The organism is Natrinema sp. 74 (assembly GCF_046097095.1).
Classification (GTDB): domain Archaea; phylum Halobacteriota; class Halobacteria; order Halobacteriales; family Natrialbaceae; genus Natrinema.
This window is the reverse complement of the sequence record NZ_CP175699.1, coordinates 310010-334508: the sequence shown is the minus strand read 5'-3', so window position 1 is coordinate 334508 and position 24499 is coordinate 310010. Positions and strand designations below refer to the sequence as shown.

The window sequence follows — 24499 nt, the reverse complement described above, 5'->3', positions numbered from 1 at the left end:
GGTCAGTTCTCCTCGCAGCTTTGATGATGAGTCCTCAAGTGAATTTCTCACTATCTTGCCTCATTTCCACAGTCTTTCAGAAAGTTCGATCCCTATAGGGAAAAGGTCTTTCGCACGCAACTACGCTTAGTGCAATCCGTTTCCGTTGTACTCACTACAGTAGAAGATATGCTTACTCTCAAAGACGTACGAAATAGCAGTCAATTATTGGAGACGGATTAATCAGAGTCCACACAAGATGACCACTTCGACGAAGGTACGACCGCCAGCTCATTCTCTCTGGGTCTGAAATCTGTCTCTTCCTAAATCGACTCCTTCACTGGTGCGTAGAAAGCGCCAGTTAGTCCCAGACCGCTGTAGTAAATAGAATATTTCTGATTTCTTTTAGAGTCTATGTACTCTGAGCGACTGTGTAGTCGACTTTAGAAACGAGGACACTCAATGAGTACCTTTATTTTCCGAACGGATTTAGACTCTATGTACGCTGAGCGGCCATGGGATCGACAAACGAATCAGAGACTCAAAGAAAGAGTCTATCGACGCGTGAATCTCAAGCTCTCTCGCGACTCGCGAGCGAGGGGCAACAAGTCATCACTATCGGCGACGTCGAGGATACGCTAGAAATTTCTCGGAAATCAGCCAAGGACATGGCGTATTCTCTCAAGGAGAAAGGATGGCTGGAGCGCCTCTCTCAGGGAAAATATCTTATCTTGCCACTTTCGGCTGGAGAGAATGCGGTTTACACGGAACACGAGTTCGTCATCGCTTCGGCACTCGTGGAACCGATGTACATCGGGTATTGGAGCGCGATGAATCATCACGGTCTCACGGAGCAGATGTCGCGGACGGTATACCTCGTAACGACGAAACGCGCAGCGACGCGTGAGATTCACGGCGTCGAGTATCGGCCGGTGTCGGTCACTGAGCAGAAATTCTTTGGATATCAGCCGACGGCAGTCGGATCGGCGCAGGTGAACATCGCCAGTATCGAAAAGACGCTAGTTGACTGTGCTGATCATCCCGAGTTCTGCGGAGGTGTAAGTGAACTCGCCAAGGCGATGCAAAACGCGACCGAGAAGCGGTGTTCGTGGGAAACGGTCGTGGGATATCTCCGTCGAGTCGGGAATGGTGCTGCAACGAAACGCATCGTATACCTCGCAGACCAGCTCGACATCGATCTCCCGGAGTACTGGGATCTCGTCGAGGATTTCACGACCGGATATCCACTTCTCGATCCGACTCGAGAAGCGACGGGCACCCGGGACAGTAAGTACCAGCTGCGTCTGAACGTGGGGCCTGAGACATTTCTTCCGGACGATTTCGCATGATTACCGATACACGCCTGAGACAGTTAGCAAGAGAACTAGACGTCCGTCTGGGTTACGCGGAGAAGAACTACGTCAACTCGTGGATTCTATGGGCGATCTATACGAGTTCGTATGGAGATAATCTGCTGTTCAAGGGCGGCACCGCTCTTAGCAAGCTCTACTTCCCAGAGACGTGGCGGTATTCAGAGGACCTCGACCTCGGTGTCGAAGGAAACTACCAAGGCAGCGAGGAAGAGCTAGCGACTGCGTTGAACGACGCAGCAAGGCGGTCCGGAATCGACTTCGAGGTAACTCAACATCGCGAGTTACGGAACGAGGGGTATCCAACTCATTACGTCGACATCGACATCCAGTACAACGCCGTTCTTGGCCACAGGAATACGACGAGTTTGGACGTCATGATTGACGAGTACGTAGCGTTTGATTCAGTAGACCACACCCACCAGTATGAGGATACGCCCGAATTCACGTTGACTGCGTACAGCCTCGAAGAAATCTTCGCAGAGAAATTGCGAGCGCTCTACCAGCGATCACAAGCGCGTGACTACTACGACCTCTATCGGATGATCACAGAAGCTGAAGTCAACGATTCCGTCATCGTGCCAGCGTTCACCAAGAAATGCGATCACGACGATCTGGATATCCACCTCGAGGAAGGGCTTCCGAGCGAGAAGCGCGCTGAAATCCGTAATGGTTGGCAGAATACGCTCCCGGATCTAGTTTCCGACCTCCCTGAGTTCGATTCCGTCTACGAGAGGCTCGAGGACTACATCGATTCCCTGACAGAGAGTTGATGGCTATTCATCAGACGAGCATTCTCAGTAGCAAAATGCAGAAAAGCTCTCTGACCGGACTTGGTTATCTTTCCGGCGTTGGACTACAGGAGAGGCACCAGCCAGAGTCCAACCAGTTCGGGTGGTACTAGCTAATCAATCGACACATTTACCATTTGTCACGATTGCACTCAGTCCGTGCAACGACCAGTATCGCGCCGCCACGTTCTCCGCGGCGTTGCGAGTATAGGACTCGGTAGTATGGTCGGTGCGGCGAGCGCCCAGAAAGAACGGACGGCGCGGAAAACTGGCCGCAATCCGGGTTCGATCAACTGAACTCGGGATACGCGCTCGGCCACTCTATCCCGACGAAATCGGTCGGCCGGAAGTGGGTGAAGCGCTTCGAGGACTCAGAGGGACTGAGTCCGCTCGCTCTTCCGGATAGCGCGCCCGTCGTCGACGGAACCGTCTACGTCGGTGGGGAGGACCTCTACGCACTACGGACGAGCGACGGCAGCCAGCGTTGGCAAGCTGGATTCACTAACGACGTCGAAACGACGCCTGCCGTGGCGAACGGTCTCGTACTCGTCGAGTCTGGGCAGACATTCTACGCAGTGAACACAACCGACGGGACCAAGCAATGGCACCAGCCCCGCGGAACTATCCCGAGACCGGACGCTGCGACGGTCGCCGGCGATAGCGTATACGTCCCAGGAAACGACCTCTTCAAGTTCGACGTCGACACTGGAACGAAGCACTGGCAATTCGGACCGAGCGGGGTTCCACGAAGTCCGGCTGTCGCTGACGGTCGTGTCTTCGTCCCTGATACCATCGGTAACTTCTTTGCTCGGTCCGCCGAGGATGGAAGTGACCTCTGGCACTACGAGAGCCTTAACGGATCGAAACTCAAGGCCCCAGCTGTCGATAACGATACCGTCTACCTCTCCGTTACTGGTGATCGTTCCGGTGCTGCTGATCTTTCGATCATCAACGCGTTCGATGTCGCAACTGGCTCGGTACGATGGCGATACGGCGGAACGACCGGTGAGATCTCCACGGTGACGCCGGCTGGCAACAGCGTCTACGTCAAGGATGCCGGCGGCGCCCTGATCGCCCTCGACGCCTCGAGTGGCAAAGAGCGTTGGACGACCCAAGTTGAAGGGGCGACCGATCGTCCGATCGTCGTGAACGGCGTCGTCCTCGTCGGGGGCGCTGACCAACTGGTCGCGGTCGACGCGTCGAACGGCGATATCCGCTGGACGGCCTCGCTTCAGAAACCCAAGGTGCCGGCAGTCGTCGACGGAGTCGTGTACGTACCTACCGACAACACGATCACGGCACTCGCCCACGGTGCCGAGGCGAGCGAGACCCCCTCCGAGACGGAGACATCGAATCAGTCGACGTCGGAGCGACAGACACAATCCTCCGCAACGAACGAGACAGAGGGAAACGTATCAAGGAGTACTGACGCAGCCGACTCGTCGTCACAGTCTAGCGATGGCGCCAGCGGATTTGGACCAGCGGCGGCGCTGGCCGGAATCGCCGGTGCACTCATGGACCGTCGACGTAGAGTTGCGGACGAAGACTGATCGACGAGACAGCGGACGACCAATCGGGGGAGATGCACAGTTTCTAGCCTGCACGCCGAAACTGCTGGGCACGACAGTGAAGACCTGGTCTTCCATCTCGTTAACGAGATCGCTACTGAACTCAACAAATTCACTGATGATAATGAAGAATAGATCCACTTCGATGTGGGGTAGAGAGGTTCACCGATCGCTTGCGGTATCAGTTACTGGCAGAGTGAATCTGCGGTATTGTCCAGATAAGAGAAAACGATAGACGGCAAGATGGTGAACGAGACACAATGGCAGTGAAATCAGTGTCCACCAACAGAATACGCACTACACCAATGCCCGATGGGACAGCGCTCGTCCAGAACGTGACCGTTGACTACGCGCTGGATACGTAGCACTGTCGGACGAAGGGACCGCGGCTCTCACGAACGCGCTTTTGCCGGAGTATGCAGACAGCGTGTCCCGGTCAGCAGCCGTGCGACCGATAGTCGAGCCTGAACGCCCGGTGCCCGCTTTCTCACACGTATGTCTTGCTCAGAAAACATGGGCCGTATGTTAGTTTACATACTAAAACCTTTCCAAATCAGAATTTATCACTTGCAACTCATTCACTAAATATATACAGTCAGTAATACCATAATGTAATGCGTGACAACAGCCCGAGTGGTCGCCGTCGGTTCCTCAAGCGTGCCGGCACGGCCCTCACAGTCGGAGCAGGGATAGGTATTGCCAGCCAGTCCGCGGCCGCTGCGACCACGGACAAGACCTACCAGATCGAGATCGTTCCGCTGGACGAGTCGACGTCATTCGACATCGAGTTCGGGTCCGACGTCGACCCGTCGGTCGCACAGGAGCCGAGTGACGGCTCTTGTAACAGCTATGGGTCGACCGTCTACGGGTCGATCGACAGCGAGAACGGCAAGGCAGTGATTGGCGTCGATACGTACGACCTCGAGAGCGTCGAGATCGACGACGGCCCGGCGGCGTTCGGCGCACAGTTCATCGAGGAGAATTTTCAGCCAGTGGTCAGCCCAATGCCGGACGTGAAGAAGTTCTGCCAGATCGAAATCACCGGTAACGGTGGCTACGTCGTCGGGGTGCCCTACGAGGAGGGTGTCGAGACATGCAGGGTCGACCAGCACGGAGACATATGGGGTGTCAACGATACGGCCGAATTCGAGATTTCCCAGTTCGTCGGCACCGGGTCGGGAACCCGCGAAACGGCGAAGCTCGTCATCGTTGGGCCGACGGGCTCGACCGGGCCTGGTTCCGGGTGGAGTTCGGCGTCGTTCAACTTCACCAGTCAAGACCATATCGCCGCGATGGATTACAACGGAAGGGACAGCGATGTCGAGAAGCGTTTTGGACCGTCGAGCGAAAATGATCTACTGTCGAACCGGATCGACACCCATGCCGGCGTCTGTTCCTTCGGGTACGTCGACGGCGGCGTCGACAAGTACCAGACCGCAGGCTTCGAGAAAACCCACGAAGGAGTACTCAACGATCTCGAACTCAAGAACCCCGTGGCCCAGCCGCCAGCCTGGATGCGCCTCGAAGACGGCGTCGAAGTCAGCATCTCGTTTACGGACACCGCTCGGGATTGTCCGCACGTCTGAGCCAGCGCGTGGGCAACACGCCCGAAGTCGGTTATGCAGCGGTACAGCACGATCCAAATGGTGTAATGGCGGAGTGCTGTCGGCAAGCCCACGCAATTTGCTAGTGCTGCCGAGTCGTCACCGTGGGCCCGAGAATCGCTGATAGAGGACGGTCCGAACGAACAGGTGTCCGCGAACCCCGTCTTCGAAGACAGCGATAAGTACAACTGAATTAGTTATCGGTCAGTCGCAGAACGGTAAGAATGACCACGGTGAGTGGGAGAATATACATAAGAAGAATAGCAACTATCCCGATGATCATATTAACTGCGCTACCGCCTCCAGAACCCGTCTGTACGAATATAAGGACAACAAACCAGAGAGTTACTAACTGAGTGATCGATATATCGTCCATAGGTAGGTGTCAGTAAATAACAATCACTATAACAAGGTCTTTTCGATAAATATGGCACCGTCTAGTTAGCGCAGTTTGAGAAGTGAGCAGGTCGTAGAGGTAGTTTGGAACAATGCTCGCAGACCTGCTCAGCGGGAGCTACGCGGCGGAATTTGATGAATGTTGGGAGCGTGAGCGGACGGTTGTTCGCTTCGAGAGACACAAGCAATTCTTCGCTCACTCGGCGTTGAACGCTCTCATCAAGCAATCTGGCACTGGGTACATCGGCTAGCTGACAGCTCCCAGACCCGCCGACGTCCACGAGAGCCACGCTCTCGTGCGGCCCATCAGAACGCAAAGCGTTCTGAGGACGGCGCAGCCGTCGCGGGTCGCGGTTGATGAAACCGCTGTCAGGATTAACGGTGACTGGTCTTGGATGTATACTGCAATAGACCTAGACTCTAGACTCATCCTCAATATCGCAGTGTTTGGACGACGAGACACCGATCCAGCCGCTGCGTTCCTGCATCAACTGGCCGAGAAATATGATCTCTCCGATACCGAGTTTCTCGTCGACGGCTACAGGTATCTGACTGCCCTCTCTCGGGTAGGGTTGAGCGGTCAGCTCGACTATGTCGAGAGAAACCCGATCGAAAAGTGGTTTCACACCTTCAAAATGTGAATTGACCGATTCCATACCTCGTGGGTGGGCAGTCGGGCGAGCGCACGCGAATGGTTTGAACAATTCATGCTACTACAACCGCCAGAGACCGCACCACGCTCTCAACGGAAAGACGCCGACCGAGGAGGTGCAGAACTAGACAGTGCCACCATCCTATAGATACCATTCCAACTTTCCGGAAACACCAGTAAATCAGTGAGAGGCTGATGCCGACCCCGCCGACACCTATTAAGAAATACATCCCTGTGGGTTCGGTCCTGAACTCGTAGGTGAACGTCTCGCCAGGCGAGATCAGCGGCTGGATGATGTTCGGGACACCGTCCATCGCGTTGGGCACCGGTACGCCATGCCAGTGGATCGTCGTCCCTTCCGAGACGTCGTTGGCAATCTCGGTCTCGATCACGTTGCCCTTACTCACCCGGATTCGGGCCCGGGAAACTCGCCGTTGTACAGCCAGTTCTCGGCCGAGGCGTCGGCGCCTGGCTGCACCGTTGCCGGCACCGCCGTGAGCGCGGTCGACACGTCCGCGGGAGCGTCGACGGGGTCTCGCGAGGGCACCGACTGGTAGTCGTCCCCTTGGGTCGCGCCGTTCCGATCGAGACAGCCTGCGACAGCGCTCGCACCGGCCGCACTGAGCGATAGCAGGAACCGTCGGTGGGTGCTGGACGGCGGCGTCACAGATCACCCAGCACGCGGTCGAATCTGTCGGCGGCATCCTCCGCAACAGCGTCGAGGTCGGGATCGTCGGCGATGCTCAGGAGGCGCTCGGGGTTGACGGCGCTCACGACGATGTCGCCGTCGTCGCTCTCGTAGACGACGACGTTGCATGGCAGCAGCGCGCCGAGTTCGAGATCCGCGTTGAGCCCCTGACGGGCGAGCCCTGGGTTGCAAGCGCCGAGGATGCGGTACTGTCGGAACTCCTCATTGAGTTTCTTCTCGAACGTCGCCCGGACATCGATGTCGCTGAGAATGCCGAATCCTGCGTCTTCGAGAGCGTCGACTGTCTTCTCGACGACCGCGTCGAACTCACCGTCGACCTTCGTCTGTGTAGTATATTCCATACACCACAATACGGCTCGAGAGCGTATTACTCGTTTGGGGTGCCCTCCGATGACTATTCATTCTGAGAGACTACTAGGGCACATATTTCAGCCACCCACACTGCCGCAGACATCGATAGACTAAGATGTTTGTGGAATTCGTGCAATATATGCTGCACGTCCTAGTGGCTAATCAATGGGTGGACCGGTGTTTTACGCCCATGGTCGGTGTAGCTGCTACACATGAATGTACTCGTAACAGGCGGCGATGGCTTCGTGGGCCGACACCTCTGTTCCGAACTCCTTGACCGCGGCCACGACGTCACCTCGCTCTCGCGAACACCTGACCCGTCGGTTCTGCCGGACGAGGTGGACCTGCGGCAGGGCGACGTAACCGACTACGACTCGATCGAGGACGCGTTCGAGGGACAAGATGTCGCGGTGAACCTCGCGGCACTACCGCCGTTGCACCAACCGCCCAGAGAGACCAGCCACGACAGCGTCTGTATCGGTGGATCGATCAACGCCGTCGAAGCCGCCGAAAAACATGATGTCTTGAAGTTCATCGAGATGAGCTCGCTCGGAGCGGACCCGAACGGCGACATCGCCTATTGGCGGACACAAGGCCTCGGCGAGGAAGTGGTCCGCTACTCAGACCTCGACTGGATCGTCTTCCGACCGTCGTTCATCTTCGGCGAGGGTAGCGAGACCTTCACTTTCGTCAGGCGCCACACCACGCCATACGTGACGGTGCTCCCGGACGGCGGAGACCGACCACAGTTTCAGCCGATCTGGATCGGCGACTGCGTCGACATTTTCGCGGACGGTATCGAGGACGACGCCTACGACGGCGAGGTCTACGAACTTGGTGGACCGGAGGTACTCTCGTTCGGTGAAGTTACTCGGATGCTCTATGAGACCGACGGGAAATCGGTAGAGATCCTTCCAGTGCCGATGCGACTGGCGACGATCGCGCTGTACGCGGTCGATCCGATTTCCTTGATTCCCCTCGGCGTCAATCAGGCGCGTGCCCTGAAGATGACGAACGTCGCCGACCACAACGACGTCAACGCGTTCGGCTACGACGAGTCGAACCTGACAACGCTCTCGGCGTATCTAAGGGGCAAGCAGCGACACCGCCCGCAGCGGCGCCCCGTTCCGAGCGACTGAGCCAACCAGTGCGTCTGGGCCAGACGAAAATTGTCTCGACGTACCTCATTAGGTAGCCTTAGCCACCGCAATTCGGTCGTCAAGTTCGCTTCGAACCCAGTCGGTGAGGTTCTGCGTAGGCTGTGGAGCATCAGACGCCCAAAAATCGAGGGCTTTGGGCTTCGGGAGGAACGTCACTACCTGATAGAACGGCCGTCGGCGGTTGAGTTCCATGGGTAGTTCTTCGGCTTGTTCACGATAGCCGTCACAGACCGACGTTCGGAGGCGTTCCCGGCTACTCTCGGGTACGTCTGCCCGGTTAGCCACCTACTCCTCAGCCCAGCAGAGTCTGAGGCCTGGGTCGCCGACGAGCGCCCACTCCCAGTCAATAACTCCCGACTGTCTGTTCCGGAAGACGTTTTCGGGGCGGACATCGTGGTGGACGAGAGCTGCTGCGCCATCAAGGACGTCTGCATAGCTCCTGAGAAGGTTTGCCACGCATCTAGGTCTTCGTTGAATCTGTCTGGATACTGCACCTCAGTTGCTTCGCACTCAATTGCGTCGGCGAGAATTATACTCCACTGTCCAGGGTCGTAGTGGAGGTGTTCACTATCCCCGCCGGTAATTCGGCCATGGTCATTGAACCGAGCAGCAGAAATTCCTGCCACTGCCCGGCCGACGTAGCGGGCAATTGCCTCGCCTCGGCCGTCCGCCCCCTAATCCTCGTTTGCCGGGGTTCCGTCGAGCGGTGCCGTCGCGAGGTATGGCGGACTGAATGTTGAATCTTCCCTCACCACCGAGGACGAACACGCCCGAGTCCTAATTCTCCTGCCGACTTCTTGTATCGTTTATGTGTGCCAGAAGGCGTGAGGCGCGTTCTGCCCGCCTCGAGATCAGTGATGAGTACTGACCGACCGATTCAGAGCGAGACGCATCGAGAGCGTTCGACTGACGACGAATTCACCAACGACCGATCCCAGAATTATCCTGGCGATACTGCCCGCCTGAACGGACACGAACTCGTGGCGATCGATGAGTGGCTTCCCGGCAAAGCGCCGTCACCCTACGATATCGATCTCACAGACAGTTACGAGCATCGGACCCGCTACTGGCGCTGCAAGAACTGCGGCCACGAACGCAACCGTCGCAACGAGTTCACAACCCCCTGTGAGGAACCACAGCCAGCAACTCCTCTCGAGGCCGGCGGCTACTCGATTGACGAGCCACGAACTCGCCGTGCTCTCAACGAAAGGATCGACGTCCACTTCGCTCACCCGGGACCACTCTACGAAGTCGTCAGCGAAAGCGAGAGCACATACGAGGTCGACGTCGAGGAAGAGACGTGCACGTGCCCTGATTTCGAACAACGCGATCCAGATGACGGCTGTAAGCATCTGCGCCGTGTCGACCTCGAGATCCGAACTGGACTCGTTCCCAGTCCAGATGGGACATTCCAACGATAAGAGTCTCGAGAATTCCGACGCTGCACTCAGCCACGATGTTACACTATCAAACCAATTCATCCACCGTAGGATCCGATCCTCCGGGGAAGGTGGTTTGAATAATTGACCCAAGCGAAATTATTTGAGATTGCGGATTCAACTACTAGTACGAATGGGTGACTCAGATCAGCGGTCGTGGACGGAAAGCATGAGCGGGCGTGAACGGGTCCGCCACGTCGTAGAGTTACTTAACGAACCAGCACCAGTCCAAGAGATTGCAGACCAGGCAGAGGTCTCTCGCACAACAGCGGATGATGAACTCCAGCGACTGCAGAGTGACGACTGGGTCAGAGAAACGACGATTGACGGGACGAAAGCATACGACTTGAACCCTGTCCGAATGCTCTTCGACGAAGTAACTGACCTGATCGATGAGTATTCGCGTGACGAACTAGAAAGCCAGCTGACGGAGTTGAAGACGGAACAAGAGGAGTTAGCTGCAGAATACGACGTCAGTTCGCTTACTGAGTTTCGGGAACAACTCGCTGGGGAAGAGCTGTCGGCTGCGGAGCTTCGTGAGCGTCGCAACGTCGTCGAAACCTGGGAGGCAATCAACACGGAACTTAGGCTCGTGAAGCACGCTCTCCAGTTATACGATGATGTTGTTGGCCTTTCCTCACCCGGAAGTGGCTCTCACTCGACATTTGCCTAATGGTCGTTTTTCTCGCTAACCGGGCTAACTTGCAGAGCAAGCGCCTGCACGACCGTATCCAGAATCGACTCACTGCCGAATTCGACAACGTTCGACGGCGGCGTGCCGAGCCACGTGACGCGGGTCCATACCGCATTGTCGGTGATACGGATCCACGTCAATTCCTCGACGACGAGACGTACCCTACAACGACGGCTCGAATCGAAATTGGATTTCAGCTCCAGACAACTGATCCATACGAGCACTACTGGTGCAACTGGATTGAGCCCGACCGAAGTCTGCTGGTTGGCTGGCACCAAGACGATATACACAACGATCTCGGCCCAGTTCATTTGCAAGTGAATACTGGATCATCGGCTGTTGATCATCAGCCAACCCGGTTCATCGACTCACATCCACTCGATGTTATCGAACAGCGATTAGGAGAACTTCCCAGTGCCGTCCATGCTGTCGAGTGGGATGGTCATACCCCTGTTGGATTCGATTCATCTGCTTCTATTATTGGATAGTTGACCAATTGCGACCTGCGTTTGCCTTCAGCTAGGTTCCGCTCACGGTCACACGTAGTAGCATCCTCGAGACGGTTTGTTGCCCCGAAGAGGGGTGGCGGGGCGATCAGTCAGCAGCCTCGTCGGAAAACCGATGGCTCCAGATCAGACCGTCAGCAGTCGCTCTACGCGAGATGCATCGCACCAGTCGCAATCACCACTGTCGTGTCCGGAGTGCAGTGGGAAACTCGTCACAGCGAATCGCGAAACGCGCTGTCAAGAGTGTGGGTTGATCGTCGACGAGAACCAACTCGACCGTGGCCCAGAGTGGATCGCTTCGGATGAGGACTCGAGCCGACGCCGAACGGGTGCCCCACTCACTGCCGGGCGCCACGACCGGGGACTTTCAACCGAAATCGGCTGGAGCAGGGATGGATACGGGAATACACTCCCCGCCTGGAAACGACGACAGCTCAACCGCCTTCGTCGAGAGCATCGACGCAGCCAGTGGCGCTCAAAACGCGAGCGGAATCTCGCCTACGGTCTGGGCGAAGTTCGTCGTCTTGTGAGCGCACTCGGGGTATCAGAGTCTCTTCGCGAACAAGCGTGTACGCTCTTTCGGCAGGCCCAAAACGAAGACCTCTGTCAGGGACGGTCGCTCGAGGGAATCGCAGCAGCGAGTGTGTACGCGATCTGTCGTTGCAATGGCCTTGGACGAACCCTCGATGAAATCGGACAGGTAGCGAACTGCTCCCGGGCACAACTCGAGTGTGCGTACTCGGCGATGAATACTGAGCTCAACCTGCCCACTGCAGTACCACGGCCCCAGAACGTTCTCCCACGACTCGTAACCGACCTGGGAGTTCCAAACGACATCCAGCATCGGGCACTCAAGTTAGCGGCACTTGCAGAGGACATCGGCATCACGACTGGAAATCAGCCACACGGCTTCGCTGCGGCCTGCCTGTACAGAGCGGGCCAAGAGCTCGGATGCTTGATCACACAGCAGGAACTGGCAGCGGTAGCCAACACGTCGACGAAAACGATCCGAAAGCACAGGGATGCGCTTCTCGATCTCCTCGACGAACAGGAGGGAGGACAATGACGCTCGAGATTGCTACTGCGGTATCAGTCGAACGGGAACAACTCGCAAAGTGTCTCCATGCCTACGTGGTGAATGATCTCGACATCGATTCCGACGACGTTCGTATGATGGCCTACTCGGACGGCACAATTAATACCCAGCTTGCGTCCGGGATTGGGATAGACGGCGAGCCGGAGGTGCGTACTCTAGGACTACCATATGGTCGTTCAGCTCACACAGGCAGCTACAGTGACGCTCCTAGACTATCGATCGACGTCCACGAAGCATATGCTGCGGCAGTCAACAGAGCTACAGCTCGCCGCGAAGCGCTAGCTCTCCTCGAGGGACTCTTTGCGGAAATGGAGCAGTGGGAAATTGATAAGTAGTGACGAAGGCCTTTCCAGAGCGCCGATCTACCTCCCCAATAGCTGGCAGAAGCAGCATACTGACTATAGAGGCTATGTTCAGCAAGATAATTCCATTTGTTTCACGCAAAAATCTGTGAGCTACCCACTCACTATATGTGCTAATCAATCGGAAGAGTGTTTCTGGAGTGGGAGCCAGTCCGAGTGGTTATACGCAACGAGCGAGATTATCCCACAATGCGCGAGGTCGTTTTCACCATCGAGTATGAGCGAGGGGCCGATCCGTTGATGGATGCGTTCATCGAGTCCTCCGATTTGTACGCGCGATCTATGCAGGTGCAAGCGACCAGCGAGGCCATGTGGGGCATCGAGAAGGTCGTCGGCCCACCGTCCGTTCTCGACGAGTACGACAACCGCCTCAAACAGGCTGCCGGGGATTCGAGATTGGTCGGGATGTGCAGCGCGCCGATTACAGAGTACCAGTACGAGATTCTCTCGTCGAACCCGGAGTCACGGAAAATCTACTCGCTCCAGCGAGAAAACGACGAACCACGGTCAATCCCAATCGCCGCCGCGAACCACCTCGGTGAGGGAGTGATAATGCGGTCAGAACGCCACGGCGACCAGTTCCGCTGGCACCTCCTCACCGACGGCTCGCTCGGAGCCTTCCACGACGACATTCGAGCGAATCTCCGCGACGGACTCTCGCTGACGGTTGAACGACTCGGCGAACCTCCCTGCCTGCTCGAAGATGGACGGACACAGCACGACCTGACGCCGGAGCAGAAGACAGCGCTGGAAGCCGCACTCACCCACGGCTACTACGAAGAACCTCGAGAGGCCTCGGTGAGCGAGATCGCCGAGGAAATCGGCGTTCCAAGTTCCACGCTCCAGTACCGACTTAACCGGGCCGAGGCGTGGCTCGCCGAACAATTCGCCGCCGATTCGATGACCGTCAATATCGACACGGCTCTCGACCTCGGAGACATTGAATTCATCCAGTAGTTACTACCACACTCGAATCGAGGGAGTTGGAATATTTCAAAACAAGTTGTAATCGGCTACCTCTCCAAGAACGGGGTGTATGACAAGCGACTCTGAGATCAGCGTCCAACTCGTGCGAAACGCGACGGTGCTTGCGACGGTCGATGATACCACCTTCCTCGTTGACCCGATGTTCACGCCGCAGGGCGAGAATCCGACGGTGACGGACAGTCCGGAGGTGCCTGAATTCCTCACGACGGCGAATCAGAAACGAAATCCGTTAGTGGCGCTGCCGGACATCGATCTCGACTACGATGCCGTGGTCGTTACGCACCGCCACCCAGACCACTGGGACGAGGCGGCCAAAGAGGAACTCGATGCGGGCGTACCGCTGTTCTGCCAGCCCGAGGAAGCAGACGCGTTCAATGACGAAGGATTCACCGACGTGCGACCCGTCGAGGACAAGACCTCGTTCGATGGGGTGACGATTCACCGGACGCCGGGCCAGCACGGCCATGGCGAACTCGCTGAGGGGATGGACCCAGTCTCCGGGTTCGTCTTCGAGAGCGAGAAAACGCTGTACATCGCTGGAGACACCATCTGGTACGACCCAGTAGAAGCAACGCTCGACCGGTTCGAGCCAGAGATGGTCGTCCTCAACGGTGGGGCGGCACAGTTCGATCAGGGCGAACCAATCACGATGGGCGTCGAGGACATCACGGCTGTCCGGGAGGCCACGGATGCGACCGTGGCAGTTGTCCATATGGAAGCCATCAATCACTGTCTGCTCTCTCGTGAGGAACTGCGAACGGAGACGGAAGACGTCCTTGTCCCTGAGGACGGTGAGCAGATCTCCCTGTAACGACATTCCTACAGAATACTAACTGTACCGAACGATAGGTAGGCCACCTGTAGTTAGTATGTTGTGAAGAATATCTACCATAATTAGCGGAATCGTCAGCGTCAATAAGCACATGTAGTTTCCATCAGCGATACCAGACAACGAATAGTCATCTAACCCACAAACATATGGACGGACATCGTGGGATAGCTTCGATCATATGCAAGCAAAGGAATCGACTGGCCACCAGTTCCGTCCAAAATATGAATCGTCACAGATCGACCTCGGGTTTAAGTATGAAGCCGCAACCAACACCGATAGATCAATGGATCAAAGAGAACACGACCGCAAGGAGTTTCGACCGCGGGGAGAAGCACTGTCTGCTACAGATCCCAGACTCGAGGAAAGTCAGAGACCTACTCATTGCACAGAACATGGGAGAAGTGCCGATTAGAGTGACTGGCCACACGCTGGAAACGGAGTCGGAATGTCGTTCATGTGGTGCACCGATCCCATCAAACCGAACGAAATGCCTGTTCTGTCTGAGTGAGCATATCGAACCTACTGACGAAGAGACTACAGCATCTGCTGGAAATCTCCTGAGCGTGGTCTTCATCGCCGTTACGGCACAAACGAAGTACGAGGCTATAGCAAAAGGAGCAGCCGCTTGTCAGAAGCTTGTCTCAGACACTGGGCCGATCGATGGCTACCAGCTCATAGACGATATCGATGACCCAGCACCACAACTCGTCAAGCGCTGGTCCTCACTTCCAACGGCAACCACGCTCACTTCTGAAACCGGACAGCAGTTGCTCGAGCGACTCGTCACTGTTGTCGATGAAGATTTCTCGAGATGGTCAGCAGCTGATGGAGAGTTTCCGATTTTGTACAACGAGTGGGGACAAGTAGTCAACGACAGCGACCAAGCAATTGGGCTTGAGGGAGACCACCAATGGTTTGTATCTGCACTTGCACTTCACGAGGATCCTAAATCGAATCACACTACGCAAACGGAACCAGATATTCCAACCAAGACCCGACTCTTCTGTCGAGCCTGCGAATCAGAAACGATCCACGTAGTCGATGGTCGTGATACCGCGTCAGATACCGCAGTCCCAGCAACACCAGTTTGGCAATGTAACCGATGCCAAAGTCCTCAACATGGTCCAGACCCGAAGTGAAAGCAGATTGGTAGAGACGAGCGTATCGGTTGACGCCTACAGACGAACGTGTACAACTCGAGACAGGCTGCGTGGCTGTTTTTCGCGCCGTCAAGTAGTGGAGGCGTCCAAAGTGAGAGATTCATCACACAAACCTGAATCAGCAACTGAATTCCCACCGGAGAAACGGCTCAAGGCACCAAATACACAGCTTGTCGACGCGGGGATAGCGACAATTCCGGACATGGAAACCCTCCGAAAGTGTGTCGCTTACGAAAACGCCCACCAGAATCGGACTCAGATACTGAAACAGCTCGAGTGGAGGGCAGCCGAGCTCCGAGATGAGCAGGAGTAAGCGTCTATAGACGGAGCAGGCCAAGTGCCTCAGGGCTTGACCCGCGACGCCCAAGACATCGAGCTCGACTTCTCGGAACTTCCGTTCACTGTCACCGAGTTCTACAGTCTCCTCAAGTTCCCGGACTACCTCGCAGAGCATGCTGCCAAGGGCGGGGAGGCGAATGCGGCGTCGACGTTCGAGATCAATATGTGGACGCTGCACTCTGGTGCGACGTATGCACTGACTCACTTCTTCCAGGGCAAGGAGGGCGCTGTCCGCATCGCGAACGATATCCTGTTAATCCCGAGGGCACCATCGAGCCCGTCGAACAGGCCTACGAGCAGTAGCTGAACACCGAGGATAGTGATAGGGCGCAGTCCTCGCTCGCCGGCGAGCGGGCGCTCGTGAGCATCGAGTGCGTGAGTGAGGACCTGCAGGCGAACGTCGACCAATTCGAGGAACGTGAGGACGCGCTTCGCGATCGGTTCCAGGAAGTCACGAACTAGTGCTGCTCCTCGGTTTTGCGGTTCTACTGATGTCAAACGAATATGCCGACCGAGAGAGGCCGGTCTGTGATCGGCGAATTGCGAGCGTGATGATACTCGGACCGAGTGAGGCAGTGGTCACACCGTGTAGCCATCATGTCCATCCCCACCGACTCGACTGAGTTCCCGCTTCATCGCTGAACGGACAGGTCGCATACGTCGTCTGCATCTTAACCAACGTCACGCTGGTTCTGCAGGCTGGTGCTGGTTAACGGCTGACTGCAACTCCGTTTATTGCCCCTCGGAGAGGGTGCAGGGCGGCCGGATTCGCCCTCGCAGAGCATTACTCATGTCGCTTGATATCAGCCCTAGCAGCGGCACTACACATGAAATCGCCGCCGCCAGACAAGCTGATAGCGTGGCGTTCCTCCATCGAGCGCCGTTCGCTCTGGACGCATGCAAGCTCGGATTCCTCCCCAAATTCCGAGAGGACTGCGGGTATCAACAGACCCAGTATCAGGATCTGGACATCCCCGTCGGGATGCTCGATAACGACTTTCGGAATCCCGACCTGGATCGATACGTCGCCCGGTTTTTCGAGCACGAACCCCAGGTCGGCGTCATTGGCGATGCGTACGAGGTGAACGACGTCGACGAGTACGTGGCCGCCGCCTGCGAAATTCAGGCGAGTTACCCCGATGCAGAACTCGTCATCGTCCCCAAGTGCCGGGGAGTAATCGACGCGATTCCTGACGACCTCGTGCTCGGCTACTCGCGGGAGTACGCCGATCGGTTAGCGCACGAGTTCTCCAAGACAACCAATCGGCGGGGCCGCCGCGTCCACATCCTCGGTGGCAGTCCACCGAAACAGTGGGATGTCATCCGGCAGCTGACACAACCGACGCTTACAGATGAGCCACCGGCTGACATCGTTGGCCTCGACTGGAACGGGCTGCATCGCGGTGCACAGTTCGGTGAGTTCTGGACGGCCGACGGCTGGGATGACAGCGGTCGCGACGCCGATCACGTCACAGTTCGGAAGACAGTCCGCCACAGTCTCGCCCGCCTCAAGGCGTTCTGGCAGTCTCACGGCGGCTGGCCCGACTCGACACCACACGACGACACCTTCGGAATCGAGTACGAGAGCTCGTCCCCGACAATCTCGACGAGGCTGCCTGTACCGACTGCGGAGCGAACGTCTGGACGACACGCTGCGCCCCCTTCGTCGCCGAATACGATATTATATCACCGAAGAAGAGACACGGTGGCTCATGTTCGTACACGAGCCTGCGCTCGAGTAGCTCTGGGCGTCCGCCGGTCGACCCGCCAACTCGTGGACGATTCCAGACGTTTCGGAGACCGAAGAACAGATGACTCGCGGCGTCGAGCAGCTCGATCGATACGGCATCGAAATCATCGGCGTCGGCTCAAACCGGTCAAGATCGTAGCGCTCAACGAACTCGGCGAGGCGGTCTCGATTCGACTTCGCGTGAATACGGTTTGCCTCAAGTATGTTGATCTTTTGCTCACTGAGTGCCTGCTGAGCGATGTGCCGACCGAGCAGCGGCGGCGAAATCATGTATAGTCTTTCTATTTCCGGACCGTGTCCGCGAGTTCTCTGTCCGCGACAACCCAGCCGAGACGCGCACCTGCAAGACTATACGGCTTCGAAACGCCAGCGGTCGAAATCGCTCGTGGCCCGAATGACGCAGCCGGGGCGTGCGGGTCGTCAGCAAGCATTCGATACACCTCGTCCATGAGGAGGTACGCATCGCTCTCCTCGACAAGGACGTACAACGGGATAGGTCCGCTTCGGTACCCATCCCTGAAAGTCATACTCGATATTTGCTGCCTATTTATATCGCGTCCGTTGAACGCCTCCTGCGAGATAATATCGAATATATTTAAATTTAATACTGGCCCCAAATGCTTAATAACATTGTATTAGAATACCATTATATGGGTTCGAATACTAATGAAAAACGACGGAGTGTATTAAAATCGATGGGTTCGTTAGGAGCAGGATTCGCCGCTTTGCCTACTGCTTTCTCACTTACTGAGGCACAGATACTCGGCGAAGCCAGCGCTACTTCCAGCAATGCTGACAGCAACTCAGGGCGATCACTCGTAATTGAAAGGTGTCGGAATGCTAGGTTGTACGCTATTCTTTAATACTCTAGCTGATCTGGTCGCTCAATATGGAGCTAAAAAGGGCTCCAAATGGCCTATAACGAGGCAGGTATCTGTTGATTCTGACTGAACACACATCAATCTACATCAGTTGAATGCAATGGGTAGTCATTTCCACTGTATCATATATAGAAGTCTTATATACAATGGGTATTAGATTATATTAATGAATGAAAGTAAGTGGGACAGCTCCTTGGCGTATTCTTGGACGACCGTGAGCACCATTCTTATTATGAATCTGCTCCCATTGGTCGGGCTGATCGGTTTTGGGTGGGGGGTGACTGAATTACTGATCGTCTATTGGGCTGAAGCAGTAATCGCCACGCTGATTGGAATGGTGCAAACATTTCCTGCGAGACTTGTCAGCGCTCCGATCAGCGATCCGCGGTCAAAACCGGTGATCCGAGCTAGGCATGGAACAGTGAGTATCGGAAGCGAACGCATTATCGGGTACGTTCGAAACATTCCAATTATAGGTGGTAAGTCGATCTTTCTTTTCTTCTGGGCCGGTCCGATGCTCGCGCTCTTCGTTCCGGCTTCTCCAGTTTCCTATTCTTCATATGAGACGGCTGAAAGCGTCGTGGTCATTGCCGGTCTACTCGCAGGGACACACCTGTTAACTGCGAAAGCGTACTTCGACGAGAAACGGTACGACCGAGTAGTGGCGGAAACAGCCGCTCGCTCAGGGGTCACGACTGGCGCGGGCGTCACCGGCCTCGTTGTCGTACTCTTGGCTGTGGACTCGTCTACCACTGGTTCTGTACTTGCGGCTTGGCCGCTGGTTTTGTCGTCTGTAATTGTCGGCGTGAAGACCGGGATGGAGTTGGTGTTTCGTTGCCGGAATCGAGATCGTGTCGAGTGTCCCGAGGATGGCATCGATCCATTCGAATTTCAGCCAGACACAGCCGATGTGCTGTTCCTCCGGACATCGGGTATGAAAGCTGCTGAATTGCCCCGTGTGAAGCGTCCGACCACGTGGCCGCAAACGACCAGCCGTCCCCGTCTTTTGCGACTCCTCAGAGCCAGCCCACTCCTCGGTCTAGGAACGTCAAGGGATGGTGCAGAAATCGTGTTTATCGGTCTAGGAATCCTTTTCGGTATCGTAGATCTTCCGCTGGTATTTCCCCTTACTATGTTCGGGATAGCTATCGTAACTGCCGTCATCCCCGTCTTGTTTTTCGTACTTCCGAGACATGCAACGCTAGAGTACGAGTTCTATGACGATCGATTGGTCTGTCACGACTACTGGTTAGATGAACCTGTCTGGAATCTCCTTTATGACGAAATGACGGCCGTTTCGGTCGAGCGTGGGCTCGGTGCCAAGGTTGGGGGATATGGTACCGTGGTTATCGAGACAACCGACAATCGCCCTGCGCGACTGTCATATCTCGAAGACTATCAGGAAGTCGTCGATTATCTTAAGCAGCGCATCGATAACGGGCAATAACCGGTCCGTCCATCAGCGGAATGCGTATGGCCTAATCGAAACGGCGGTGTTCAGATAATATTCAACTGTACCTCGCTGGTCTCTCGCTTTCGAATATTGTATCTGTCATTGAGGTATTCGGTGTTAAACGCACTCGATCTACCGTTCACAAGTGGGTTCACAAGGCCGATCTACAGCCCGAATCTGGTCGGTGTCCGGATCACGTTGCGGTTGACAAGACCATGATCCGACTGAACGATGAGCAGTATTGGCTGTACGCTGCAATCGATCCAGAGACAAACGAATTGGTCCATACAAAGCTTGAGCTGACAATAACGATGATTCTCGCTCATTCGTTTCTGACGAAACTCTCCGAGAAACACGACGTCTCCGACGCCGTGTTTCTCGTCGAAGGATCGCACTCGTTACAAGATGCATGTCAGCGTCACGGCTTCGATTTCAGATACGAGAACCATGGAAATCGGAATGCTGTTGAACATGTCTTTAGAGAGATAAAACGACGAACACTCTCTTTCTCAAACTGCTTCAGCAATGCCAAAGCAGAAACTGCCGACGACTGGCTCAGATCATTCAGCTTCGCATGGAATCAGCTTTACTCAAGCAGTGCCGACAACGAGTGTAGCGGTCCGAGCAAGACGCATTTAAATTTGGTAGCAAGCGACATCCTCGCCACCACAAGTCGGACACGTCTCAGCGTCCGCCGAGAGCGTCGTACCACAGTGGCGGCACTCATACAGCGTGGCCGTGTCGGGCGTGCTGGTTCCGGTGACCCCGCGAATCACCTCGACGAGCCCCATGCCCTCATCGGTACTCTCGCACCGATTGTTAATCCCAGCCTCCGACAACCGGTCCAAGAACCCTCTCAGGAGCGCCGATGTTTCTCGTGCGCCCCTGAGGGGTGCGACGCGTCCTGACTTCTCGGAGACGTCGTCGTACTCGATGTGATGCAATCCATGATGACAGCCAGTGAGTCGGGGGTCTCGTTCGAGAAGACCGACACCCGACACGATGACATGCACAGTACCATCGAAACCTGGATCGACGAACTCGTCGCAGACGTCGACGAGGCACAGGCCAACGAGGAGTTCCAAGAGTGGCTCGATGTCCAGAGTCGCTTCCATGACTACTCCCATCGCAACACGCTGCTCATCAAACTCCAGTGTCCTAAGGCGACGAAGGTCGCCGGCTACAACACGTGGCGAAACGAGTTCGACCGGCACGTCCAGGAGGGCGAACAGGCGATCTGGATCTGGGCACCGATCATCACGAAGCAGTGCCCTGGGTGCAAGAACTCACCGAGCTACCACGAGGATAGTGATTGTGAGTACGACGAGACGCCGCCCGAGGAGTGGTCGAAAAGGCTCGTGGGATTTAAACCGGCCGCTGTCTTCGATGTCTCTCAGACCGAGGGAGAACCGCTTCCCGAGTTAGAAACGGAGGCGACAGGCGACGCTGAGGTCCTCGTACCCACACTCACAGAGGCAGCGGATGAGCTCGGCGTGACGGTTCGCATCGTCGACGCTGACGAGTGGGAGCACGGCGACGCAAAGGGCGTCTGCAAACAGCGGGATATCCATGATTTCACGCCGATCGTTGAGGCGAAAGCACGGACGAACCAAGCCGACCTCGCGGTCACGCTGGTTCACGAGTTCGCTCACGCGCTACTCCATTTCGACGTCGACGACGAGGCCGAACGGTCCAAGCGCGAAGTCGAAGCAGAAGCCGTCGCGTACATCGTTGGGCGGTTTTTCGGGTTGGATACGAGCGGGTCGGCGTTCTATCTTGCTGCGTGGCAAGATGATGATCCCGAGGTGATTCAGGATCGTCTTGGGCGGATCAGTTCGACCGCCCAGAAGATTATCGGGACGGTCGACGAGGGCTGAAGACGGAGTCCTCGCTAGTTAACCAACACTCTGTCCCTAATCCGGTTCTTTGTTGGTTAAGTCTATCTGCGCCTGCCGAGGGGCGGAGGCGCTGTCCCGTCTCCATCGACCCATGATCAATCAGTACCTGACTACTGTTCTCGCAGAAGCGGAGCGAGTCGCAGAACACCACGACCAGATCGCCCAATCAGCAGATAATTGGCCCACTGCATTAGAGTTTCGACTATTATAGTTTAGACTATTATAGCCTTCTCCCTAACTTCGGAACACGTATGTATTTCCCACCACGACTGGGTGTATGGACCAGTTCGTCAATCGAATCGATGAACTTGATCGGTTGCAGGCCCTCTATGAGAGTGACGCTGCAGAACTCGCAATCATCTATGGGCGCCGCCAGATCGGCAAGAGCGAACTCGTCCGCCAGTCGATTGCCGACCGCGACGATGTCGTGTACTATCAGGCAGTCCAAGGAACAGCGACGACACAGCTCAGGCGATTCGTTGAGGCAGCAGCGACGACCTATCCAGACATCACGGCCGTCAAAGAGGAATGGGAACCACTCTTAACGTACCTCACCGACAGAGACGCCATCATCGTCATCGACGAATTCCCGTACCTCATTGAATCGAACGAGGGGCTTCCCTCAGTCATTCAACACCTGTGGGATACAGCTGTCGACGAGAGTCAGGCGACGCTCGTACTCACAGGCTCTGCAATCGGCATGATTCATACCCACGTCCTCGATGGCGGTGCGCCACTCTATGGCCGGGTATCCCAGACACCGAATGGCCGCCTCGAACTCACCCAGCTGCCGTTTCGTTCCATCCAAGAGTTCGTGCCGACGTACGATCCCGAAGAACGGGTGTTCGTCTATGGCGTCTTCGGCGGCACACCCCGATATCTCAGCCCTCTCGATCCATCACAGAGCCTCGGAGAGAACATCACGCGGCTGTTGTGCGACCCGGATGACCCACTCCACGACGAGCCCGAAACCGTCCTCCAGATGGAGCTCAACGAGGTGAACACGTATTTCTCCGTCCTGGAATCGATGGCCAGCGGGAACCGCAGTCGAAACAAGATCGCCCAGGGAGCCGGCATCGAGAGCACCAACACGTCGTACTACTTCGACCGGCTGGAAACGCTTCAGATCATCGAGAAACACCATCCAGCACTCGCTGACCCGGCACGCAGCAAGCGGACGCGATACCAAATCCGGGATCCCGTGTTCCGGTTTTACTTCCGCTATCTCTACGGGCGCGGGGGACAGTACGAACTCTACGGCGAGAACGCCTACGCGGATCTCATCGAACCGGAACTGCCCGACTTCGTCAGCGAAACGTTCGAATCGCTCTGTCACCAGGCGGTGCCGGCGCTCTATGCAGACTACCAGCTTACACAAGTGCCAAGCCAGTGGTGGTACAAGGGCCGGGAGGTAGATGTCGTCGCACCAACTGACGAGTCAACGCTGATCGCTGGCGAAGCGAAATTCACCAACACCCCCCTCGGTTATGACGTGCTCACGGATCTCGAAGACGACGTGGAGCACATCGACTGGACACCCATTGGAGGTGGTGAGCCGACGTATGAATTCGCCTTGTTCAGCCGCTCTGGGTTCAAACGCTCGGTCGAGGAAGCTGCAGACGAACGTGATGATCTTCGTCTCTTCGATCTATCCGATATCGTTGCTGTTCTTGAGAGTAAAGCCGACCAGTAACGCCGGAGGGTAACAGCTGGGGGATAGTTTTTCGACCCCCGAGAGGGAGTGCGGGGGAATCGAACGTACCCCCAGAGGCGAACCAAATGAAAGAAACCAACGAGACGACAGCGTATCGAATACTTCCAGAACTTGATACAGAAGCGACCGGCGACGCCGACGGTCTCGTCACCCAGTTGACTGCCGCCGATGATGACCTTGGGTTGACGGTTCGAATTATCCCCGAGAGGAATGGTCACATGGAGAGGCAAAAGGTGTCTGTGAGCGGGTGAGTCTCATCGACGTCAAGCCCCTCGTCGAGGCTCGCGACCGCGAGAACAATGCGGATCTCGCTCGGACGCTGATTCACGAGTACGCCCACGCGCTGCTTCATTTCGACGTCGACGACGAGGCCGAACGGTCCAAGCGCGAAGTCGAAGCAGAGGCCGTCGCGTACATCGTTGGTCGGTTCTTCGGCCTGGATACGAGTGGGTCGGCGTTCTATCTCGCCGCGTGGCAGGATGACGATCCCGAAGTAGTCCAAGATCGACTCGGGCGGATCGGTTCGATCGCCCAAGAGATCATCGACATCGTCAGCGAGGTGACCGGCGATGAGTGATCGAGCGCTTCTATTCGAGATCATCACTGCACTCGAGGAACAGGGCCTCGATCAGAACGAGTACCAACTACAGCGGATGATCGACGCCGAAGCCCTCGAGCGGCTTGTAGACTCGACGGGCCCACAGACTGATCTCGAGATTCGATTCTCGATTGGTGAGCGGCGTGTGATAGTGATACCATCCGATGTTGCCGTTCTCAAAGCTTCGTAGGCTACCAAGACAAAGACATC

The 24499-nt window shown here is 56.1% G+C and carries 23 protein-coding genes and 6 pseudogenes; 22 read left to right on the top strand and 7 right to left on the bottom strand.

Features of this window, described 5'->3' with window-relative positions; all coding sequences use genetic code 11:
* The first annotated feature begins 494 nt into the window (after positions 1-494).
* The 5 genes and pseudogenes from ACJ70B_RS19435 (at position 495) to ACJ70B_RS19415 (ending at position 6488) form a co-directional block, all read left to right on the top strand.
* A complete protein-coding gene (locus tag ACJ70B_RS19435) occupies positions 495-1328 on the top strand; it encodes a type IV toxin-antitoxin system AbiEi family antitoxin domain-containing protein (RefSeq protein ID WP_408960647.1) in 834 nt (277 codons plus the stop codon).
* A complete protein-coding gene (locus ACJ70B_RS19430) occupies positions 1325-2122 on the top strand; it encodes a nucleotidyl transferase AbiEii/AbiGii toxin family protein (protein ID WP_408960646.1) in 798 nt (265 codons plus the stop codon). The genes ACJ70B_RS19435 and ACJ70B_RS19430 overlap by 4 nt, the downstream gene beginning before the upstream one ends.
* Before the next feature lie 371 nt (positions 2123-2493).
* Positions 2494-3690 (top strand): PQQ-binding-like beta-propeller repeat protein, encoded by a 1197-nt coding sequence (locus ACJ70B_RS19425; protein ID WP_408960645.1) that lies wholly within the window; start codon positions 2494-2496, stop codon positions 3688-3690.
* Positions 3691-4322: 632 nt separating this feature from the next.
* Positions 4323-5294, top strand: a complete 972-nt coding sequence (locus ACJ70B_RS19420) for a hypothetical protein (protein WP_408960644.1) — start codon at positions 4323-4325, stop codon at positions 5292-5294.
* Between the two features lie 506 nt (positions 5295-5800).
* Positions 5801-6488 (top strand): annotated as a pseudogene (locus ACJ70B_RS19415) (IS6 family transposase).
* Between the two features lie 159 nt (positions 6489-6647).
* On the opposite strand, the pseudogene ACJ70B_RS19410 reads toward ACJ70B_RS19415, so the two are convergent.
* The 3 genes and pseudogenes from ACJ70B_RS19410 to ACJ70B_RS19400 form a co-directional block, all read right to left on the bottom strand.
* A pseudogene (locus ACJ70B_RS19410) lies at positions 6648-6752 on the bottom strand (multicopper oxidase domain-containing protein); the annotation flags it as partial.
* Between the two features lie 11 nt (positions 6753-6763).
* Positions 6764-7027: a hypothetical protein gene (locus tag ACJ70B_RS19405; protein ID WP_408960643.1), complete on the bottom strand. Its 264-nt coding sequence runs from the start codon at positions 7025-7027 to the stop codon at positions 6764-6766.
* Complete coding sequence (locus ACJ70B_RS19400; protein WP_408960642.1) at positions 7024-7410, bottom strand: DUF302 domain-containing protein; 387 nt, start codon at positions 7408-7410, stop codon at positions 7024-7026. The genes ACJ70B_RS19405 and ACJ70B_RS19400 overlap by 4 nt, the downstream gene beginning before the upstream one ends.
* Before the next feature lie 222 nt (positions 7411-7632).
* Here ACJ70B_RS19400 and ACJ70B_RS19395 point away from each other — a divergent pair, with 222 nt between their 5' ends.
* Complete coding sequence (locus tag ACJ70B_RS19395) at positions 7633-8559, top strand: complex I NDUFA9 subunit family protein (RefSeq protein WP_408960641.1); 927 nt, start codon at positions 7633-7635, stop codon at positions 8557-8559.
* A gap of 48 nt (positions 8560-8607) precedes the next feature.
* Here ACJ70B_RS19395 and ACJ70B_RS19390 read toward each other — a convergent pair whose 3' ends face one another.
* Together ACJ70B_RS19390 and ACJ70B_RS19385 are read right to left on the bottom strand one after the other, a co-directional pair.
* Positions 8608-8772 carry a hypothetical protein gene (locus tag ACJ70B_RS19390; protein ID WP_408960640.1) on the bottom strand — a complete coding sequence of 55 codons (165 nt, stop codon included), beginning with the start codon at positions 8770-8772 and terminating at the stop codon, positions 8608-8610.
* 93 nt (positions 8773-8865) lie between these two features.
* Positions 8866-9036: a phosphotransferase gene (locus tag ACJ70B_RS19385; protein ID WP_408960639.1), complete on the bottom strand. Its 171-nt coding sequence runs from the start codon at positions 9034-9036 to the stop codon at positions 8866-8868.
* 401 nt (positions 9037-9437) lie between these two features.
* Here ACJ70B_RS19385 and ACJ70B_RS19380 point away from each other — a divergent pair, with 401 nt between their 5' ends.
* Both ACJ70B_RS19380 and ACJ70B_RS19375 read left to right on the top strand, forming a co-directional pair.
* Positions 9438-10001, top strand: a complete 564-nt coding sequence (locus ACJ70B_RS19380; RefSeq protein WP_408960638.1) for a hypothetical protein — start codon at positions 9438-9440, stop codon at positions 9999-10001.
* Between the two features lie 187 nt (positions 10002-10188).
* The gene (locus ACJ70B_RS19375) at positions 10189-10692 is read left to right on the top strand and encodes an ArsR family transcriptional regulator (protein ID WP_408960637.1); all 504 of its coding nucleotides are present in this window, start codon (positions 10189-10191) and stop codon (positions 10690-10692) included.
* Here the strand turns inward: ACJ70B_RS19375 and ACJ70B_RS19370 are convergent.
* Entirely contained in the window at positions 10689-11024 is a 336-nt protein-coding gene (locus ACJ70B_RS19370) for a hypothetical protein (protein WP_408960636.1), read from the bottom strand. The genes ACJ70B_RS19375 and ACJ70B_RS19370 overlap by 4 nt on opposite strands.
* Positions 11025-11334: 310 nt before the next feature.
* Between ACJ70B_RS19370 and ACJ70B_RS19365 the strand changes: the two genes are divergently transcribed.
* The 8 genes and pseudogenes from ACJ70B_RS19365 to ACJ70B_RS19330 all read left to right on the top strand — a co-directional run bounded on the left by ACJ70B_RS19365 (position 11335) and on the right by ACJ70B_RS19330 (position 17810).
* Positions 11335-12285: a transcription initiation factor IIB gene (locus ACJ70B_RS19365; RefSeq protein ID WP_408960635.1), complete on the top strand. Its 951-nt coding sequence runs from the start codon at positions 11335-11337 to the stop codon at positions 12283-12285.
* Positions 12282-12650, top strand: a complete 369-nt coding sequence (locus tag ACJ70B_RS19360; RefSeq protein WP_408960634.1) for a hypothetical protein — start codon at positions 12282-12284, stop codon at positions 12648-12650. Before ACJ70B_RS19365 ends, ACJ70B_RS19360 begins: the two co-directional genes overlap by 4 nt.
* Before the next feature lie 216 nt (positions 12651-12866).
* Positions 12867-13634, top strand: coding sequence for a helix-turn-helix domain-containing protein (locus tag ACJ70B_RS19355; protein ID WP_408960633.1), 768 nt, complete (start codon positions 12867-12869; stop codon positions 13632-13634).
* 79 nt (positions 13635-13713) lie between these two features.
* Positions 13714-14475, top strand: coding sequence for an MBL fold metallo-hydrolase (locus ACJ70B_RS19350; protein WP_408960632.1), 762 nt, complete (start codon positions 13714-13716; stop codon positions 14473-14475).
* Between the two features lie 275 nt (positions 14476-14750).
* On the top strand, positions 14751-15635 hold the full coding sequence (locus ACJ70B_RS19345; RefSeq protein WP_408960631.1) for a hypothetical protein: 885 nt from the start codon (positions 14751-14753) through the stop codon (positions 15633-15635).
* Positions 15636-15747: 112 nt separating this feature from the next.
* Complete coding sequence (locus ACJ70B_RS19340) at positions 15748-15969, top strand: hypothetical protein (RefSeq protein WP_408960696.1); 222 nt, start codon at positions 15748-15750, stop codon at positions 15967-15969.
* 42 nt (positions 15970-16011) lie between these two features.
* A pseudogene (locus ACJ70B_RS19335) lies at positions 16012-16457 on the top strand (hypothetical protein); the annotation flags it as partial.
* 328 nt (positions 16458-16785) lie between these two features.
* Positions 16786-17810, top strand: a pseudogene (locus tag ACJ70B_RS19330) (DUF6610 family protein).
* Positions 17811-18026: 216 nt separating this feature from the next.
* Here the strand turns inward: ACJ70B_RS19330 and ACJ70B_RS19325 are convergent.
* Positions 18027-18176 (bottom strand): aminotransferase class I/II-fold pyridoxal phosphate-dependent enzyme, encoded by a 150-nt coding sequence (locus tag ACJ70B_RS19325; protein ID WP_408960695.1) that lies wholly within the window; start codon positions 18174-18176, stop codon positions 18027-18029.
* A gap of 616 nt (positions 18177-18792) precedes the next feature.
* On the opposite strand from ACJ70B_RS19325, the gene ACJ70B_RS19320 reads away from it, so the two are divergent.
* The 6 genes and pseudogenes from ACJ70B_RS19320 to ACJ70B_RS19295 all read left to right on the top strand — a co-directional run bounded on the left by ACJ70B_RS19320 (position 18793) and on the right by ACJ70B_RS19295 (position 24479).
* Entirely contained in the window at positions 18793-20073 is a 1281-nt protein-coding gene (locus tag ACJ70B_RS19320) for a DUF6498-containing protein (protein WP_408960630.1), read from the top strand.
* 56 nt (positions 20074-20129) lie between these two features.
* A pseudogene (locus ACJ70B_RS19315) lies at positions 20130-20666 on the top strand (IS6 family transposase); the annotation flags it as partial.
* A 360-nt stretch (positions 20667-21026) separates the two neighbouring features.
* Entirely contained in the window at positions 21027-21956 is a 930-nt protein-coding gene (locus ACJ70B_RS19310; protein ID WP_408960694.1) for an ArdC-like ssDNA-binding domain-containing protein, read from the top strand.
* A gap of 298 nt (positions 21957-22254) precedes the next feature.
* The gene (locus ACJ70B_RS19305) at positions 22255-23670 is read left to right on the top strand and encodes an ATP-binding protein (RefSeq protein ID WP_408960629.1); all 1416 of its coding nucleotides are present in this window, start codon (positions 22255-22257) and stop codon (positions 23668-23670) included.
* 122 nt (positions 23671-23792) lie between these two features.
* A pseudogene (locus tag ACJ70B_RS19300) lies at positions 23793-24268 on the top strand (DUF955 domain-containing protein); the annotation flags it as partial.
* Positions 24261-24479, top strand: coding sequence for a HalOD1 output domain-containing protein (locus ACJ70B_RS19295; protein WP_408960628.1), 219 nt, complete (start codon positions 24261-24263; stop codon positions 24477-24479). The pseudogene ACJ70B_RS19300 and the gene ACJ70B_RS19295, both read left to right, overlap by 8 nt.
* The last annotated feature ends 20 nt before the right edge of the window (positions 24480-24499 follow it).